This window comes from Caulobacter sp., from assembly GCF_017744445.1.
Classification (GTDB): Bacteria; Pseudomonadota; Alphaproteobacteria; order Caulobacterales; family Caulobacteraceae; genus Caulobacter.
The window spans coordinates 149,420-165,202 of the sequence record NZ_JAGIBH010000006.1 but is presented as its reverse complement, the minus strand read 5'-3'; the positions used below and the strand labels follow the sequence as shown (position 1 = coordinate 165,202).

At 68.2% G+C, this 15,783-nt stretch carries 15 protein-coding genes; 7 read left to right on the top strand and 8 right to left on the bottom strand.

Annotated features, from left to right (window positions below):
* Position 1 precedes the first annotated feature (1 nt).
* Both J7528_RS10755 and J7528_RS10750 read left to right on the top strand, forming a co-directional pair.
* A complete protein-coding gene (locus tag J7528_RS10755; protein ID WP_291873867.1) occupies positions 2–643 on the top strand; it encodes a DUF1190 domain-containing protein in 642 nt (213 codons plus the stop codon).
* 135 nt (positions 644–778) lie between these two features.
* Positions 779–1,270: a hypothetical protein gene (locus J7528_RS10750; protein ID WP_291874423.1), complete on the top strand. Its 492-nt coding sequence runs from the start codon at positions 779–781 to the stop codon at positions 1,268–1,270.
* 134 nt (positions 1,271–1,404) lie between these two features.
* Here J7528_RS10750 and J7528_RS10745 read toward each other — a convergent pair whose 3' ends face one another.
* From J7528_RS10745 to J7528_RS10725, 5 genes are all read right to left on the bottom strand, one after another.
* Positions 1,405–1,884 carry a low molecular weight protein-tyrosine-phosphatase gene (locus J7528_RS10745; RefSeq protein WP_291874421.1) on the bottom strand — a complete coding sequence of 160 codons (480 nt, stop codon included), beginning with the start codon at positions 1,882–1,884 and terminating at the stop codon, positions 1,405–1,407.
* On the bottom strand, positions 1,869–5,441 hold the full coding sequence (locus J7528_RS10740) for a hydantoinase B/oxoprolinase family protein (RefSeq protein ID WP_291873865.1): 3,573 nt from the start codon (positions 5,439–5,441) through the stop codon (positions 1,869–1,871). The genes J7528_RS10745 and J7528_RS10740 overlap by 16 nt, the downstream gene beginning before the upstream one ends.
* A gap of 131 nt (positions 5,442–5,572) precedes the next feature.
* Positions 5,573–6,148, bottom strand: coding sequence for a TMEM165/GDT1 family protein (locus J7528_RS10735; RefSeq protein ID WP_291873862.1), 576 nt, complete (start codon positions 6,146–6,148; stop codon positions 5,573–5,575).
* A gap of 228 nt (positions 6,149–6,376) precedes the next feature.
* Positions 6,377–7,096, bottom strand: a complete 720-nt coding sequence (locus J7528_RS10730) for a DUF2793 domain-containing protein (protein WP_291873859.1) — start codon at positions 7,094–7,096, stop codon at positions 6,377–6,379.
* Positions 7,097–7,189: 93 nt separating this feature from the next.
* Positions 7,190–8,197, bottom strand: coding sequence for a nitronate monooxygenase family protein (locus tag J7528_RS10725; RefSeq protein WP_291873857.1), 1,008 nt, complete (start codon positions 8,195–8,197; stop codon positions 7,190–7,192).
* Between the two features lie 209 nt (positions 8,198–8,406).
* On the opposite strand from J7528_RS10725, the gene J7528_RS10720 reads away from it, so the two are divergent.
* From J7528_RS10720 to J7528_RS10710, 3 genes are all read left to right on the top strand, one after another.
* Positions 8,407–9,849, top strand: coding sequence for a methylmalonyl-CoA mutase subunit beta (locus J7528_RS10720; protein ID WP_291874419.1), 1,443 nt, complete (start codon positions 8,407–8,409; stop codon positions 9,847–9,849).
* Positions 9,850–9,852: 3 nt separating this feature from the next.
* Entirely contained in the window at positions 9,853–12,003 is a 2,151-nt protein-coding gene (scpA, locus tag J7528_RS10715) for a methylmalonyl-CoA mutase (RefSeq protein ID WP_291873855.1), read from the top strand.
* Between the two features lie 73 nt (positions 12,004–12,076).
* Complete coding sequence (locus tag J7528_RS10710) at positions 12,077–12,652, top strand: Uma2 family endonuclease (RefSeq protein ID WP_291873853.1); 576 nt, start codon at positions 12,077–12,079, stop codon at positions 12,650–12,652.
* On the opposite strand, the gene J7528_RS10705 is transcribed toward J7528_RS10710, so the two are convergent.
* Positions 12,649–13,110, bottom strand: coding sequence for a DUF4112 domain-containing protein (locus tag J7528_RS10705; RefSeq protein WP_291873851.1), 462 nt, complete (start codon positions 13,108–13,110; stop codon positions 12,649–12,651). The genes J7528_RS10710 and J7528_RS10705 overlap by 4 nt on opposite strands.
* Positions 13,111–13,146: 36 nt before the next feature.
* On the bottom strand, positions 13,147–13,611 hold the full coding sequence (locus tag J7528_RS10700) for a DUF4112 domain-containing protein (protein ID WP_291874416.1): 465 nt from the start codon (positions 13,609–13,611) through the stop codon (positions 13,147–13,149).
* Between the two features lie 182 nt (positions 13,612–13,793).
* Here J7528_RS10700 and J7528_RS10695 point away from each other — a divergent pair, with 182 nt between their 5' ends.
* Positions 13,794–14,111 carry a YbjQ family protein gene (locus J7528_RS10695; RefSeq protein ID WP_291873847.1) on the top strand — a complete coding sequence of 106 codons (318 nt, stop codon included), beginning with the start codon at positions 13,794–13,796 and terminating at the stop codon, positions 14,109–14,111.
* 9 nt (positions 14,112–14,120) lie between these two features.
* Complete coding sequence (gene meaB, locus J7528_RS10690) at positions 14,121–15,101, top strand: methylmalonyl Co-A mutase-associated GTPase MeaB (RefSeq protein ID WP_291873844.1); 981 nt, start codon at positions 14,121–14,123, stop codon at positions 15,099–15,101.
* On the opposite strand, the gene J7528_RS10685 is transcribed toward meaB, so the two are convergent.
* Positions 15,098–15,691 (bottom strand): TetR/AcrR family transcriptional regulator, encoded by a 594-nt coding sequence (locus tag J7528_RS10685; protein ID WP_291873841.1) that lies wholly within the window; start codon positions 15,689–15,691, stop codon positions 15,098–15,100. The two genes, meaB and J7528_RS10685, sit on opposite strands and share 4 nt — an antisense overlap.
* Positions 15,692–15,783 lie beyond the last annotated feature (92 nt).

Here is a 15,783-nt window from a genome sequence, read left to right as displayed (position 1 = left end):
CATGCGCAAGCGCTCAAGCTCGCTGAAGCTCACCACCATGCTGGCCGGGGCCACGGCCCTGACCCTGTCTGGCTGCGACGATCCCTCGCCCCAAGCCAGCTGGGACCCCAATCGCGGCGAACAGGTCGAAGCCTTCAGCTACAAGTCGCTGGAGGAGTGCAAGGCCGCCAACGAAGTGTCCGACACCGAGTGCGACACGTCTTACGCCGCCGCCCAGAAGGACGACCAGAAGAACGCCCCGCGCTATGAGGCCCGCGCCTCGTGCGAGGACGTCTATGGCGTCGGCAACTGCGTGCCGCGCAGCGAGAACGGCGGCGGCAGCTTCTTCACGCCCCTGCTGGCCGGCTTCGTGATTGGCCGCATGCTGGATAACGCCGGCGGCGGCTACTACCGCGGCACCGGCATGTACCGCCGGGACGACGAATATGGCGGCGGCTACTACTCGACCTATGGCGGTCGCCTGGGCCGTGACTACGGTACCGGCCGCACTACGATTAGCAAGACCAGCATCGATCCGCCGGACGCCATCCGCAACGCCCCGCCCAAGATCCAGACCCGCACGTCGGTGGTGTCGCGCGGCGGCTTCGGCGGCGGTCGCAGCTATGCCCGCAGCGGCGGCTTCAAGGGCGGTTTCGGCGGTTAAGCCGAGCTCGTTATTTTTGCGATTGACTCGCAAGAGCGCGTCGCGTTTAGTTGCGAAGTGTTCGCAAGAACGCGTCGGGCCGCTCACCGAGATCGGTTCGCCACGGCGGGTGTCGGCCCCCTGCTTGGCGAGGAGATTTCCGGCGTGCGGCCCGACCCTTTCCACGAGACTCATCTGAACCACTGTGGCCCAGTCGGGCTGGCCGATGGCGAGCGGATCCTGCTGTGGATGCTGCGCCAGTGGGTGACGGCCCGGGTGCTGGGCGAGGAGCCCGGCCAGCGACTGTCCAAGAAGGCCGGCGGCCTTGTTTCGGCCCGCGTGGCCAGCGCCTTCATCCTGATGATGACCGCCATCGAGGGCCAGGTTCGCCGCCCCCTCTGCGTCTCGGCGCCCTGCTGCAAGGGCTACGCCGACGACGAGCAGCGCCTGATCACCGCCTGCGGCGTCTGCCCCGCCTCACCCGAGATCGCCGGCCGGCTGATCGAGGGCATGGTGGTCACGCCCGAGAGCGTCACGGTGATGGCGCGGTTCCTGAACATGGCGTTGGCGAGTGATGGGATGGCGCTGCCGATGCGGTTTGATGAGCCGGAAATTCCCATCCACGCCGCTCGGCCAACCCTGCACTAACTCCAACACCGATCATCCCCGCGAAAGCGGGGACCCAAGCGGCGTTTGGAGATGAGGCAAGGCCGAGATCCAATCCGCTAACTCAGCTTGGGTCCCCGCTTTCGCGGGGATGATCGATGGGGTTAGGTTCGAGACTAGCCCTCGTCCGCCAGCCGCTGCGCCAAGGCCCGCGAGGCCATCACCACATCCCGCCACGTCACATCAAACCCCGCATCATCGCCATAGTACGGATCGGCCACCGCCCTGCCCTCGTGGCCAGCCACCAGATCCAGCAGCAACCCGACCTCGGCCGTCGCATCACGCGGCGCGACCGCCCGCAGGCCTTCCAGGTTGTCCTGGTCCAGGGCGTAGATGTGGGTGAATGTCCGGAAATCGTCGCGGCTGACCTTGCGCGCCCGCTGGCCGCTGATGTCGACGCCGTTGCGGCGCGCCACGGCAACCGACCGGGGATCAGGCGGATCGCCCGCGTGCCAGCCGCCCGTGCCGGCGCTGTCGACCATCACGTCCAGGCCCAGCCGCTGCGCCTCCGCTCGGAACGCGCCCTCGGCCAGAGGTGAGCGACAGATGTTGCCCAGGCAGACGAACAGAACGCTGGCCCTCATGCCTTCCCCCAGCCGCCGCCGCCCGGCGTCTCGATGACGATGGCGTCGCCGGCGGCCACCTCGACGAGATCGGTGGCGGCCATCGCCTGCACCGAGCCATCGGCGCGCTCGACCCGCGCCTTGCCAACCTGGCCCGAACCACCGCCCTCCAGCCCGAACGGCGGCACGCGGCGGCGGTTGGACAGCAAGGTGGCCGTCATCGGCTCGCGGAAGCCGATCCTGCGCACCACGCCGTCGCCGCCCCGGTTCGCGCCCTGCCCGCCCGAGCCACGCCGGATCGAGAACGCCTCGACCAGCACCGGATAGCGGGTCTCCAGCACCTCGGGATCGGTCAAGCGGCTGTTGGTCATGTGGGTCTGGACCGCGTCGGTCCCGGCGAAGTCCGGCCCCGCCCCCGAGCCGCCGCAGATGGTCTCGTAGTACTGCCGCCGATCGTCGCCGAAGGTGAAGTTGTTCATCGTCCCTTGGGCGCCGGCCATGACGTTCAGCGCGCCGTAGAGGGCGTCGACCACCACTTGGCTGGTCTCGACATTGCCGGCCACTACCGCCGCCGGATAGCGCGGCCGCAGCATCGAGCCTTCGGGGATGACCAGCTCGACGGGCCGCAGGCAGCCGTCGTTCATCGGGATCTCGTCGTCGACCAGGGTGCGGAAGACGTACAGCGCCGCCGCCCGGCAGATCGAGGCCGGGGCGTTGAAATTGGTCGGGACCTGGTCGCTGGTGCCTGTGAAGTCGACGCGGGCGGTTCGGGCCTGCTGATCGACTTCGATGGCGACCTTCACGACCGCGCCGTCGTCCAGCTCGTAGGCGAACGACCCGCTCTGCGTCGTCGCCAGCACGCGGCGGACAGCCTCGTCGGCATTGTCCTGAACGTGGGCCATATAGGCCTCGACGACGTCCTGGCCGAACTCGGCGACCATGCTGGTCAGGGCCTCGGCCCCGCGCGCGCAGGCGGCGATCTGGGCCTTGAGGTCGCCGATGTTCTGGTCGGGATTGCGCGCTGGCCACTTGCCCGAGGCCAGCAGCGCCCGCGTCTCGGCCTCTAGGAACCGGCCGCCCTCGACCAGCAGGAAATTCTCGATGAGGACGCCCTCTTCCTCGACCGTCCTGCTGGTCGGCGGCATCGAGCCGGGTGTGATGCCGCCGATGTCGCCCTGGTGCCCCCGCGCGGCGACGTAGAACAGCAAGGCCCCCGACACGTCGAACACCGGCATGACCACGGTCACGTCCGGCAGGTGGGTGCCGCCATTGTAGGGCGCGTTCAGCATGTAGACGTCGCCAGGCTTCATGCCTCGGCCGTCGTGCTCGCGCGCGTCCCGGATGGCCCGTACGCTGTCGCCCATCGAGCCCAGGTGCACCGGCATGTGCGGAGCGTTGGCGATCAGGTCGCCGTCGCGGCTGAACAGGGCGCAGGAGAAGTCCAGCCGCTCCTTGATGTTGACCGAATAGGCGGTGTTCTGAAGGGCGAAGCCCATCTCCTCGGCCACGGCCATGAAGAGGTTGTTGAACACCTCCAGCATGACGGGGTCGGCTTCCGTGCCGATGGCCTTGCGGGCCGGAAGGGCGACAACGCGGTCGAGGATAAGGTTCAGATGGGCGTCGACGGCGGCGCGCCAGCCGGGCTCGACGATGGTCGTGCCGGTGGCTTCGCGGATGATGGCCGGGCCGAGGAGTTCGGCGCCGATGGCGAGGGCTTCGCGGTCGAAGACGGGGGTGCTGTGCAGCGCACCGGCCATGCGGGTCTCGACGGTGGTGAGAGGACCCGCGTTGGGGTGCACGGATTTGCAATCCGCTGCGTCACCGGCATCCGAATGCCCGATCGCCTCGACCGACAGCGTCTCGACCACCAGAGCCGTCGTCGGCGAGGTGAAGCCGAAGCGGCGTTGGTGCAGCTCCTCGAACTCCTCGCGCACGCGGTCGCCGAATGGCACGACCAGCGGCGTGTCGGTGCCGGCGTACTTCACCCGCAGGCTGGCGACTGTCTCGACCGAGGCCATCGGCACGTCCTGAGCGCGCAGGGCCACCTCGGCCTCGGCGGCGAGCACCTTAGCGCGCTCGGCCAGGTCGCCCGCCGCGTCCAGAGGCCGCTCCACCGTCTCTTCACGGATCAGACGCAGGTCGGCCAGGCCCATGCCGTAGGCGCTCAGGACCCCGGCGAACGGGTGGATCATCACCTTGGTCATGCTCAGGGCGTCAGCCACCAGGCAGGCATGCTGCCCGCCCGCCCCGCCAAAGCAGGCTAGCACATAGCGGGTGACGTCGTAGCCGCGCTGGATCGAGATCTGCCGCACGGCCTTGGCCATGTTCTCGACGGCGATGGTGACGAAGCCCTCGGCGACCTCCTGCGGGGTCATGGCCTTGCCGGTCGCCTTCGCAATCTCGGCCGACACGGCCTCGAAACCTCGCGTCACCGCCTCGGCGTCCAACGGCTGGTCCGCGTTCGGGCCAAATACCTTGGGGAAGAACTCCGGCCGCAGCTTGCCCAGCATGACGTTGCAGTCGGTGACCGTCAGCGGTCCGCCGCGGCGATACGCCGCCGGTCCCGGAACCGCACCCGCCGAAGCCGGACCAACCCGCAGCCGCGCCCCGTCGAACGAACAGATCGAGCCGCCGCCCGCCGCCACGGTGTGGATGTTCATCATCGGCGCGCGCATCCGCACGCCCGCCACCACCGTCTCGAAGGCCCGCTCGTACTGGCCGGCATAGTGGCAGACGTCGGTCGAGGTGCCGCCCATGTCGAAGCCGATGACACGCTCGAACCCGGCCTCGCCCGCCGTCCGCGCCATGCCGACCACGCCGCCGGCCGGGCCGGACAGGATGGCGTCCTTGCCCCGGAAGGCCCGCGCATCGGTCAGGCCGCCGTTCGACTGCATGAAGAGCAGCCGGGTGTCATGACCCAGCGCCCCCGCGACCTGGTCCACATAGCGACGCAGGATCGGCGACAGGTAGGCGTCGACCACCGTCGTGTCGCCCCGCCCGACCAGCTTCATCAGCGGGCTGACCTCGTGGCTCACGGATACCTGGGTGAAGCCGATCTCGCGCGCGATCGCCGCGACCCGCGCTTCGTGGTCGGTGAAGCGGAAGCCGTGCAGCAGCACGATGGCGATGGCCCGGAAGCCTGCGTCGAACGCGGCTTGCAGACCCGCGCGCGCTGCGGTCTCGTCCAGCGGACGCAGCACCTGCCCCTCGACGCTCATCCGCTCGTCGATCTCGACGACGCGGTCGTAAAGGGCTTCGGGCTTGACGATGTGGCGCTCGAACAGCTTGGGCCGCGCCTGGTAGCCGATCCGCAGGGCGTCGGCGTGCCCCGCCGTGATCGCCAGGACGGTGGGCTCACCCTTGCGCTCGAGCAGGGCGTTGGTGGCGACGGTGGTGCCCATCTTCACGGCGTCGATGGACGCGCCCTCGGGCAGAAGGGCTCGTACACCCGCCACGGCGGCGTCGGCATAGTGCTCGGGATTTTCCGACAGCAGCTTGTGGGTGACCAGCGACCCGTCGGGCCGCCGCGCCACGATGTCGGTGAACGTGCCGCCCCGGTCGATCCAGAATTCCCAGCCGCGAGCGGTCATCCAAGTCTCCCAAAATCCGATCTTCCCGGCGAAGGCCGGGACCCAGGTTCAGCCTGAGCATCGGCCAGCCCCGGCGACGCACAGCCTTACGATCTGGGCCCCGGCTTTCGCCGGGGAAGTCGGTTTAGGGGTTATTTGAGCAAACCCGTCAACTCCGCCACCTGCCATAGGCCCAGCAACAGGAAGATCAGCGCCGCCCCCATGCGCACGTACTTCAGCGGCACGACCTTGGTGGCGGCCTCGCCCAGGTACACGGCCGGGACATTGGCCAGCATCATGCCCAGGGTGGTGCCGGCGGCGACCCAGAAGATCGAGTGGAACTTGGCGCCCAGGGCGACCGTGGCGATCTGGGTCTTGTCGCCCATCTCGACCAGGAAGAAGGCGATGGCGGTGGTGACGAACACACCGTAGCGACCCACGCTTTGCCCCTCCTCGTCATCGGCCTTGTCGGGGATCAGCGCCCAGCCGGCCATGGCGATGAACGAGATGGCGATGGCCCACTTGAACCCGGCGCCGCTCAGGAAGTCGGCCACCCAGTAGCCGGCCGTGGCGGCCAGGGCATGGTTGGCCAGGGTGGCGACCAGGATGCCCAGGATGATCGGGATCGGCTTCTTGAAGCGCGTGGCCAGGATGATGGCCAGGAGCTGGGTCTTGTCGCCGATCTCGGCGATGGCCACGACCAGGGTCGAGACGAGCAGGCTTTCCACTGAAATAGTCCTCCGGGCCGGGCGCATGCCAATAGCGTCGAAACCCCACCCGGCCCGGACAGAGATCGTCGCCATTGGTCTCGCCAAGGAAGCTCCAGTCGCTCCCCTTCCCCGCGCCATGGTCCGCAGAACCAAGTGTGTTGACGGCGGGGCCCGCTGATAGATGCGGGCGGCTACTCCCCAAAGGTGAGGCGGCGTGTAGCCGCTCGACACCCCGCCGTCAACGCGTCAGGCGACCGCGGCGGGCGCGTCGAACCTCAGAACGTGGATGGCCACCCTCACCTTGCCGGCGACGAAATTGCCGCCCACCGCCGTCAGCAACACCGGCGTGTCGGCATAGAAGGCCGTCGGGCCGATCACCCCGATGTTGCTGGAATTCTTGGCCACGCCCAGCGAGCCGCCGAACTTGCTGGCCTCGCCCGAGACCCCGCAATTGTACGACGCCGCGCCGGTGATCGCGCCCGTGGTGCGGGTCGAAACGGCCAGCACGATGGCGCGGCTCGGGATGGCGATGCTGGTCGCGGTCGAGGCGCCGGTGACGGTGACCTCCTGCTCCAGGACCTCCAGCCGGGTGTTGGCCAGGTTCGGCGTCTGGGCGGCGACCGTGCTGCGGAAGGTGGCCGACAGGGGGACCCAGGCCGCGCCATCGAAGGCCACCATCTGGTTCTCGTCCTTGACCCAGGCCAGCACGCCCTCGGACGGCGCCAGCGCCTCCCAGGCGCCGGCCTCGAAGCGCATCAGGGTCCCGGCGGGCACGCCGGCCCAGGCCGCGATCCAGATGCCGCCGCTGACGGGGCTGGTCGGCTGGACCGAGACCGCCCGGCTCTCGACGGCCAACTGCACCAGGCCATCCAGCCGGGTCAGGCTCTCATTGATCGGGATGTGTTTCTGGGCCTGGGCGGCGACCACATAGGGCAGGCCAAGGCGGGGCGTCGTTTCGTCGAACATGCAGCGGCTCCGGGAGCGGTTGAAGTCGCTCCCAGCATCACCGCGCCGCGAAGGCCGGGGACAGGCGACGCCCTGTCCCCGTGCTCTGCCCGTCTACTCTGCGGCGAAAGCCAAATGATTTCCGGACGTAAGCGCCGTCTTGGCCGCCAGTTCGGCCTTAGCCTGCTCATACTCGTCGGCGAAGCGCGCGATGAGTTCGGCGGCCGGCAGCACCTTGTCGATGGCGCCGATGCCCTGGCCCGAGCCCCAGATGTCGCGCCAGGCCTTGGCCTCCTGGTTGCCGCCCGAGCCGAAGCTCATCTTGGACGGATCGCTGACCGGCAGGTTGTCGGGGTCCATGCCCGCATTGACGATCGACGAGCGCAGGTAGTTGCCGTGCACGCCGGTGAACAGGTTCGAATAGACGATGCCGTCGGCGCGGCCCTCCACGATGCCCTGCTTGTAACCCTCGATGGCGTTGGCTTCCTCGGTCGCGATGAAGGCCGAGCCGATATAGGCCAGGTCCGCGCCCATGGCCTGGGCGGCCAGGATCGAGCGGCCCGAAGCGATCGAGCCCGACAGCGCCACCGGCCCGTCGAACCACTGGCGGATCTCCTGGATCAGGGCGAACGGCGACAGGGTGCCGGCGTGGCCGCCTGCGCCCGCAGCGACCGGAATCAGGCCGTCGGCGCCCTTCTCGATGGCCTTGTGGGCATGCCGGTCGTTGATGACGTCGTGCAGGGTGATGCCGCCATACGAGTGGATCGCGCCGTTCAGGTCCTCGCGGGCGCCCAGCGAGGTGATGACCACCGGAACCTTGTGCTTCACGCACAGTTCGATGTCCTCCCCGAGCCGGTTGTTGGTCTTGTGGACGATCTGGTTGACGGCGAACGGCGCCGACGGAGCCTCGGGGTGGGCGCGGTCATGGGCCGCCAGTTCCTCGGTGATGCGGTGCAGCCACTCGTCCAGCTGCGAGATCGGGCGGGCGTTCAGCGACGGGAACGACCCGACGATCCCGGCCTTGCACTGGGCGATCACCAGGTCGGGATTGCTGATGATGAACAGCGGCGAGGCGATGACCGGCAGACGCAGGCGGTCACGCAGGATGGGCGGCAGGGCCATGAAGAAGCTCCCCTTCGGAGGTCGGCTTGAGACGCCGAATATGTGATCACCGATCAGATTAAACGCGCGTTTGGTTGCGTTGCAAGGCAAGAGAAGACGAGGGGCAAGATGGCCACGAGGCTTGACGGCCGTAAGGGCAGGAGAGCATCACGGTCCAAAAGATAAAAAATGCTGCACCGCAGGAGAGAGACGCTTTGACCGTGTCGACAATGCCGTTGGCCGAGGAATTTGGCGCCCAAGGCGACGACGCGACGCGCGCCCGCTGGATGGCCCTGGTCGAGAAGACCCTGAAAGGCCAGAGCTTCGACGACGCCCTGACGGTCAAGACGCCCGACGGCCTGACGATTCAGCCGCTCTACACCGCGCAGGACGGCGTCGCCGTGGCCCGCGACTTGCGCCTCCGCGATCCCGAGCGCCCCTGGGACCTGCGCACCCGCGCCGCCCATCCCGACCCGACCCGCGTGGCCAAGGACATCTTGACCGACCTAGAAGGCGGCGCGGCCTCGGTGCTGCTGCAGATCGATCCGACCGGTATGGACGGTGTCACGATCGGCTCGGCCGACGACCTGGCCAAGGCGCTGTCGGGCGTGCTGCTGGACCTCGCCCCGGTGGCGCTGGACGCCGGTTTCCTGGGTCCCAAGGCCGCCGACTGGCTGGGCGCCCTGGCCAAGGCCGCGCCCAATGCGCCGCTGGCCTTCCACATCGATCCCCTCACCGCCTTCGCGCAGGCCGGCGTCAGTCCCGGCCCGATGGAGGCCCACGTCTTCAACGCCGCCACGGTCGGCGCGCGCCTGGCCGGGACCTACGCCAAGGCCAGCCTGTTCCTGGCCACGGGCCGCGCCGTCCATGAGGCCGGCGGCTCCAATACCGAGGAGCTGGCGGTGATGGCCGCCAGCGCCGTGACCTATGCCAAGGCCCTGGTCCGCTCGGGCCTCTCGATGGAAGACGCCTTCGGCAGGATCGTGCTCGGCGTCAGCCTGGACGGGGAATATTTCACCGGCGTCGCCAAGGTCCGGGCGGCCAAGGCGATGTGGGCCCGGATCACGGACGCCTGCGGCGTCACAGCGCCTCCCAAGATAGAGGTCCGCTCCTCGCGCCGCATGCTGGCCAAGGCCGACGCCTGGACCAACCTGCTGCGCCTGACCTCGGCCGGGTTCGCCGGCGCGGTGGGCGGGGCCGACGTCATCGTGCTGGACGCCTTCACCGACGCCATTGGCCTGCCCACGGCATTCGCTCGCCGCCAGGCCCGCAACACCCAGCTCGTCCTGATGGAAGAGAGCAATCTAGCCCGCGTCGCCGATCCGGCCGGCGGGGCCTGGTACCTGGACAGCCTGACCGACCAGATGGCCCGCGCCGCCTGGGGCGGCTTCCAGTTCATCGAAGGCCTAGGCGGTATGATCAAGGCGCTGGAAAGCGGCCAGATCGCCGACATCGTGGCGACGACACGCGCGGCGCAGGAAGCCGCCTTCGCCGACAAGTCCCGCAAGATCCTGGGCGTCACCGCCTTCCCCAACGCCGACGACAAGACGCCGGAGGTCGAGACGCCGGAGCCCGTCGCCGTCGCCGCTCCCGACATCCGCCTGCCCGGCCCCGACAGCCGCTGCCCCGCCCTGACCCCGGTGCGCTTCGCCGCCGCCTTCGAGGAGGCCTGAGCCATGGGCAAGTTCCCCGACTTCACCACCATCGACTTCGCTGAAGTCGCGTCCGCCCCCGCGTCCGAAGGCGCGGCCTGGAACACGCCGGAAGGCGTCGCGGTCGCCCCGGCCTATGACGCCGAGGACGCGGCCGACTTGGACTTCACCGGCGGCTTCCCGGGCGTCGCGCCGTTCGTGCGCGGTCCCTATCCGACCATGTACGTCACCAACCCCTGGACGGTGCGCCAGTACGCGGGCTTCTCGACGGCGGAGGACTCCAACGCCTTCTACCGCCGCAACCTCGCGGCTGGTCAAATGGGCCTGTCGGTGGCCTTCGACCTGGCCACCCACCGCGGCTACGACTCTGACCACGAGCGGGTGAAGGGCGATGTCGGCATGGCGGGCGTCGCCATCGACTCGATCCTGGACATGCGCACGCTCTTCAGCGGCATCCCGCTCGACAAGATGAGCGTGTCGATGACCATGAACGGCGCGGTGCTGCCGATCCTGGCGCTCTACATCGTCGCGGCCGAGGAACAGGGCGTCAGCCCCGACAAGCTCTCGGGGACTATCCAGAACGACATCCTCAAAGAGTTCATGGTGCGGAACACCTACATCTATCCGCCCGCGCCCTCGATGCGGATCATCTCGGACATCTTCGCCTTCACCTCGGCGAACATGCCCAAGTTCAACTCGATCTCGATCAGCGGCTACCACATGCAGGAGGCTGGGGCCTCGGCCGACCTGGAGCTGGCCTACACCCTGGCCGACGGCGTCGAATACGCCCGCGCTGGCGTCGCGGCGGGCATGAGCATCGACACGTTTGCTCCCAGATTGTCGTTCTTCTGGGCGATCGGCATGAACTACTTCATGGAAGTGGCGAAGATGCGCGCGGCCCGCCTGCTGTGGGCCCGTCTGATGAAGCGCGAGTTCGATCCCAAGGACGACCGCTCGCTCTCGTTGCGGACGCACAGCCAGACCTCCGGCTGGTCGCTGGCGGCGCAAGATGTGTTCAACAACGTCTCGCGCACCTGCGTCGAGGCCATGGCCGCCGTGAACGGCCAGACCCAGAGCCTGCACACCAACGCCCTGGACGAGGCCCTGGCTCTGCCGACCGACTTCTCGGCCCGCATCGCCCGCAACACCCAGCTGTTCCTGCAGATGGAAAGCGGCACGACCCGCGTCGCCGACCCCTGGGGCGGCAGCTACTATGTCGAGCGCCTGACCTACGAACTGGCCCAGAAGGCCCTCGCGCACATCGAGGAGGTCGAGGCCGCCGGCGGCATGGCCAAGGCCATCGAACGGGGCATCCCCAAGCTGCGCATCGAGGAAGCCGCCGCCAAGACCCAGGCTCGCATCGACGCCAATCGCCAGAGCGTGGTCGGCGTCAACCGCTACAAGCCCGAGGTCGCCGACGACATCCCGATGCTGAAGGTCGACAACGCTTCGGTGCGCACCCAGCAGCTGGACAAGCTGGCCCGCCTGAAGGCCGAACGCGATGAGGCTGAAACCGAGCGCGCCCTGAAGGCGCTGGAGGACGGCGCGCGTGGGACCGGCAATCTGCTGGCCCTGGCCGTCGACGCCGCCCGCGCCAAGGCCACGCTGGGCGAGATGAGCATGGCCATGGAGAAGGTCTTCGGCCGCCACCGCGCCGAGATCAAGTCGATCCAGGGGGTCTATATGAAGGAGGCCGGCAACGATCCGACCACCGCCCGCGCCAAGGCCATGGTCGAGGCGTTCGAGCAGGCCGACGGCCGCCGCCCGCGCATCCTCATCGCCAAGATGGGCCAGGACGGTCACGATCGCGGCCAGAAGGTCATCGCCACCGCCTTCGCCGACCTTGGCTTCGACGTCGACATCGGCCCGCTGTTCCAGACCCCGGCCGAAGCCGCGCGCCAGGCGGTGGAGAACGACGTCCACGTCGTGGGCGCCAGCTCCCTCGCGGCGGGTCACCTGACCCTTGCCCCGGAGCTGAAGGCAGAGCTGGCCAAGCAAGGCCGTGACGACATCCTGATGATCGTCGGCGGCGTCATCCCGCCCCAGGATTTCCAGGCCCTGCGCGACGCCGGCGCGGCGGCGATCTTCCCGCCGGGCACGGTGATCGCGGAAGCGGCGATCGAGCTGCTGGAGCAGCTGAACCGGCAGCTGGGGTACACGCAGGCGGCGGCGTGATCGCACATTAACGGCGCACTCGTGCACGTATGCACATGTGCATACGTGCACCGTTGATGTACAATCTGTACCCATGAACGCTTTCGCCCGAGCGCTGGAAACGTCGGAACAGCACCGCTTCACGCTGGACGATGTATTGCGCATGCAGGAGGCTGGCATCCTCGACGAAGATGCTCGCGTCGAGTTGATCGACGGGGTTCTGGTCGAGATGGCCTCCGAAGGCTCGCTGCATGGTTGGCTGAAGTTGCAGATCGCCAAGCGCTTCTCCGCGCTTGGCGGCGATACCGTCGAAGTGGTCGTGGATACGACTCTGCGTCTGGCTCCGACCTACGCGCCCGACCCGGATATCCATGTCTATGACGCGTCTCTTCCGTTCACCGGCATAGACGGCGCTAATGTCGGCCTGATTGTCGAGATCGCGCAGTCGACGGTGACAAAAGACCTTACGCTCAAGGCCGAACTCTACGCGGAATATGGCGTGCGCGACTACTGGGTCGTGGACGTGAACACCGACACGGTCATCGTCCATCGCGATCCTGCTGACGGCGGCTACCGCGACGTCGTTCGCTACACGGCCCAAGACACCGTGACCGCTCTGGTCCTACCGGACGTCACCCTGCGTCTCGCGGACCTGCCGCCGATCCGCTAGCCGCCCTTCCGGCGGAACAGCCCGCGCTTCTTTTTGGAGCGCTCCATGGCGATCTCCTCGGGCAGGCCATGGCGAGCCTCGATGTCCTTCTGCAGCGCCTTCGCCGCCATCAAGTGGCCGGGGAACAGCGTGTCGACCAGCCAGCCGGCGACGGGCACCGTGTCGGAGATGTTGTCGGCGACCAGATAGGCCGTCATCCGCGCCAGTGTCCCCGCCGACGCTCCGCCCTGAAAGGCGTGGAACATCAGCAACGCGCCCGCGCCCATGCCGTAGGCCAGGCCCGCGCCCGGCACCCAGGCCAGGACACCGTCGAGACCCAGACCAATGGGACCGATGCCGATCAGCCGGTCCGACAGGCGCTTGATCGTCTCCGCCGAGCGCCAGGCGCGATGAGCCTTGGCGCGACGGCCTTCATGCCGATCCGAATAGCCGGAGCTGAGCGAAAGATCGTCGGTCATGCTTGGCTCAACGCTCCGCCCCTGTTGTCGTTGCTATCAGCCGAGGAACACGACCCGGCGGCGTTCCTTGCCCTGCTGGATGCGAGCCAGCAGGTCGCGATACTCCTGGGTGGCCTGCACGTCCTTGCGCGAGCCCTCGAAGTAGATCGTGTCGTCCATGTGCTTGGTCAGCATGTCGGCCGACCACTTGTGGCCGGTGAACAGCACGTCGACCGCCTTGCCGGCTACCGGGATCGAGCCGGCCACGGTGTCGATCAGGATGATGGCCACGATCTGGATGACGATCATCGGCGCGGCGCGGGCCCGCACGGCGTCCAGCACGATCAAGCCGCCAGCGCCCAGGCTGTACAGCTCGCCCGCCCCCGGGATCCAGGTCAGCAGGCCGTCCAGGCCGATGCCCAGCGGACCGATGCCGACCACGTTGTCGGAGAGCTTCTTCACCCGCTCGACATTGTTGCGGATGTTGTGCAGCTCGATGTGCGACTTCGCGAAGATCACCAGGCGGCTCCGGACACGGTAAACGCGGGCAATCTGCCTGAAGCCTGGCCGCGCCGGAAGAGCCAGGGCCCCAGATTCCCCTGCTGAGCGAACGCCGTGATCGAAAGCACCGCTTCTCGGGGGAGCCCCTCGCGAACGGCGGCGTTTGCGCCTAAGTTAACCTTGTTGTCCGCCAGGATTCCCGGATGCTGATCTCGACCACCCCGTTCATCGAAGGCAATCCCGTCCGGGAGTACAAGGGCGCGATCTATGCCCAGTCGATCCTAGGGGCCAATGTCGTGCTGGACCTGCTGGCCGCGATCCGCGACTTCGTCGGCGGCCACTCCAAGTCGTACGAGCGCGTCCTGGCCCGCGCCCGCGAGGACGCCATGAAGAATCTGGTCAAGGAAGCCGAGAAGCTGGGGGCCAACGCCATCCTGGCCGTCGACCTCGACTACAACACCGTCGGCCCCAACGGCTCGATGATGATGGTTTCGGTTTCCGGGACCGCCGTCGTCCTCTAATCCGGGACCGTGGTCCCTAATCTCGACATCGACAGCCTGGAGCAGCGCCTGGTCACCGGAGACCGCGCCGCCCTCGCGCGCGCCATCACCCTGGTCGAGAGCCGCCGCGCCGATCACCAGACCGCCGCCCGCACCCTGCTCTCGCGCCTGATGCCCCTGACCGGCAAGGCCCAGCGGATCGGGATCACGGGCGTGCCAGGCGCCGGCAAGTCGACGACCATCGAACGCTTCGGCTGCGACCTCGTCGAGGCCGGGCACAAGGTAGCGGTGCTGGCGGTGGATCCTTCGTCCGGTCGTCACGGCGGCTCGATCCTGGGCGACAAGACGCGGATGGAACAGCTCAGCGTCCAGCCGAACGCCTATATCCGCCCCTGCCCGTCCGGCGGCGCCCTGGGCGGGGTGGCGCGCAAGACCCGCGAGGCCATGCTGCTGTGCGAGGCGGCCAGCTTCGACGTGGTGATCGTCGAGACCGTCGGCGTCGGCCAGTCCGAGACGGTGGTGGCCGATATGGTCGACATCTTCCTGGCCGTGCTGATCCCTGGCGGCGGCGACGAGTTGCAGGGCATCAAGAAGGGCTTGATCGAGCTGGCCGACCTCTTGGTCATCAACAAGGCCGACGCCGATCCACAAAAGGCCGAGCGCTCCGCGCGGGACTACCGCAACGCCCTGCACATCCTCACGCCCGCTCATCCGGACTGGACACCGCCGGTGCTGACCGCCTCGGGGCTCACCGGCCAAGGACTCGATGTCCTGTGGCAACAGATCCAGCGCCATCGCGAGGTCATGACCGCCAATGGCGCGAGAGCGTCTCGCCGCGCCGACCAGGACGCCCGCTGGATGTGGGCCATGGTCCGCGACCGCTTGGAGGACGCCTTCAAGACCGCGCCGGCGGTGGCGGCGCTCGTTCCCGAGCTGGAGACAGCCGTGCGCCAGGGCGAGCTGCCCGCCTCCGCCGCCGCCGACCGCCTGCTCGCCGCGTTCGGGCTCTAGCGCTTCAGCAGGCCTTCCAGCATGGCCTTGAAGGTCGGGATGGCCTTCAAGGCCGCCGCCTCGGGATCCTCGGCATTGGCGATCCACAGAGCCGCGTCGGTCGAGGCGCCGCAGACCAGCCGCGCGCCGGCGTCGGGGTCGATGTCGGTCCGCACGACGCCCTCGGCCTGCAAGTGCTCCAGATTGGCGCGGATCGTGGCAATGCAGCCGTCGGCGCTGGGCCAGGTGGATGGGTCACCCAGGATCGCCGGGGCGTCGCGCAGCATGATCCGCTGGATGTCCGGCTCCAGCGCCATCTCGATATAGCCGACGTTCTCGGCCACCAGGCCTTCCCAGCGCGAGGGCGCGGCCGCCGCGATCGCCGACAGCCGCTCGGCCATCTCGGCGTCTATCTGCAAGACCACGGCCTCCAGCAGGCCCTTCTTGTCACCGAAGTGGTGGTACAGCGCGCCCCGCGTCAGCCCGGCCTCGGCGGTGAAGTCGTCCATCGAGGCCTCGGCATAACCCTTTTCGCCAAAGGCCTTGCGGGCCACGGCGATCAGCTTGGCGCGGGTCTCCGCGATCATCTCCGGGCGCGATCGGCGCGACATGACGGACCTCGTAGTTGACATACGGTACGTATGTCACCACCTGCGATAACATACGAGGCGTATGTATGTCTTCCGAAGACGTCGCGCCAACA

What these genes read in the sequence shown, in the direction of transcription:
- J7528_RS10755 (WP_291873867.1), top strand. Translation starts at nt 2, where the DNA reads ATGCGCAAGCGCTCAAGCTCGCTGAAGCTCACCACCATGCTGGCCGGG.
- J7528_RS10740 (WP_291873865.1), bottom strand. Translation starts at nt 5,441, where the DNA reads ATGACCGCTCGCGGCTGGGAATTCTGGATCGACCGGGGCGGCACGTTC.
- J7528_RS10730 (WP_291873859.1), bottom strand. Translation starts at nt 7,096, where the DNA reads ATGTTCGACGAAACGACGCCCCGCCTTGGCCTGCCCTATGTGGTCGCC.
- J7528_RS10725 (WP_291873857.1), bottom strand. Translation starts at nt 8,197, where the DNA reads ATGGCCCTGCCGCCCATCCTGCGTGACCGCCTGCGTCTGCCGGTCATC.
- J7528_RS10720 (WP_291874419.1), top strand. Translation starts at nt 8,407, where the DNA reads ATGCCGTTGGCCGAGGAATTTGGCGCCCAAGGCGACGACGCGACGCGC.
- scpA (WP_291873855.1), top strand. Translation starts at nt 9,853, where the DNA reads ATGGGCAAGTTCCCCGACTTCACCACCATCGACTTCGCTGAAGTCGCG.
- J7528_RS10710 (WP_291873853.1), top strand. Translation starts at nt 12,077, where the DNA reads ATGAACGCTTTCGCCCGAGCGCTGGAAACGTCGGAACAGCACCGCTTC.
- J7528_RS10705 (WP_291873851.1), bottom strand. Translation starts at nt 13,110, where the DNA reads ATGACCGACGATCTTTCGCTCAGCTCCGGCTATTCGGATCGGCATGAA.
- J7528_RS10695 (WP_291873847.1), top strand. Translation starts at nt 13,794, where the DNA reads ATGCTGATCTCGACCACCCCGTTCATCGAAGGCAATCCCGTCCGGGAG.
- J7528_RS10685 (WP_291873841.1), bottom strand. Translation starts at nt 15,691, where the DNA reads ATGTCGCGCCGATCGCGCCCGGAGATGATCGCGGAGACCCGCGCCAAG.